The 1031-nt window shown below is 74.9% G+C and carries 1 protein-coding gene, 1 tRNA gene and 1 pseudogene; 2 read left to right on the top strand and 1 reads right to left on the bottom strand.

What is annotated here, in order from left to right:
• Positions 1-365, top strand: a pseudogene (locus HGA02_RS20165) (hypothetical protein); the annotation flags it as partial.
• A gap of 50 nt (positions 366-415) precedes the next feature.
• Positions 416-488 (top strand) — tRNA-Ala (locus HGA02_RS20160).
• Positions 489-656: 168 nt separating this feature from the next.
• Here the strand turns inward: HGA02_RS20160 and HGA02_RS20155 are convergent.
• Positions 657-1031 (bottom strand): hypothetical protein (locus tag HGA02_RS20155; protein WP_210728865.1); only part of this gene is annotated, 375 nt, incomplete at its 5' end.

Genomic DNA, 1031 nt, shown 5'->3' with positions numbered 1-1031 from the left:
GGCACGCGTCGACCTGGCAGACGCCCGTCGTCCGCACCGGCGTCGCCGACCGCCTGGCGAAGGCGACGCGCGACGTGGACACCGACGACGCGACGCGCACTCCGGCCGAGGACGAGGACGGCGCCTGGTCGCCCGTCCCTGTCCCGCGCCCGACCTACACGATGAAGGCCACCGCGCCGCGTCGTGAGCCGGCCCCGCTCGAGGACGCCGACGCGTCGGCCGGTGCGAAGGGCACCCCGGCGGCCGACACGGTCACCGAGCCCGTCGCGCAGGTCGTGGCCGAGGTCGCGGAGCCTCCCGCGGCCACCACGGGCAGCATCGACCTCAACGCGATCCTGGCCAAGCGCCGGGCCGCGGGGGAGTGACCCGATTTCACGAACGACCCTGGCGGGGTGCTAGTCTGTAGCCCGCTCGCGGGGCTGTGGCGCAGTTGGTAGCGCGTCTCGTTCGCAATGAGAAGGTCAGGGGTTCGAATCCCCTCAGCTCCACCGCAAGCCGAAGGCCGGACCCACCAGGGTCCGGCCTTCGTCGTTCTGCGCCCCAGTCGCTGATGGCCCGCAGGACCGCGCCGACGGCGTGCGAGGGCGTCCCGGCACAGGGTCGGCGCGACCGCGCAGCCGGTGGTGACGCGGGAGGGCTCGCGCCCTGCGGTCAGGTCAGGCCCGGTTGCGGTCCGGCGGTACCTCGAGCTCGCGGTCGATCTCGGCCTGGTCCCGCTCGGCGCGCGCCCTGTCGCGGTCGCCCGCCGAGCCGCGGCGGTCCTGCGCGGACATCTCACGGTCCGTCGCTGCGGCCTGGCGTTCGACGGCCTCGGACTGCCGGACGTCGCGTGCGTCGTCCAGCAGCGTCGTGACGTCGTCGCGTGCCATCTCGGCCTCCGACTCCGCCATCTCGCGCGCGATGATCGCGTCCTCGAGGGCGGCCCGGGCGTTCGCCGCGGCGTCGTGGGCGCTGTCGCGCTGGGCTCCGGAGCGACGGCGGAGCTCCTCGACCCACAGCCGGTCGCGGATGGCCTGGTCGCGTGTCTGCCT

The organism is Cellulomonas septica, assembly GCF_012396155.1.
Lineage (GTDB): Bacteria > Actinomycetota > Actinomycetes > Actinomycetales > Cellulomonadaceae > Cellulomonas > Cellulomonas septica.
The sequence above is the reverse complement of the archived record's forward strand: the minus strand, read 5'-3'. Positions and strand labels throughout refer to the sequence as shown.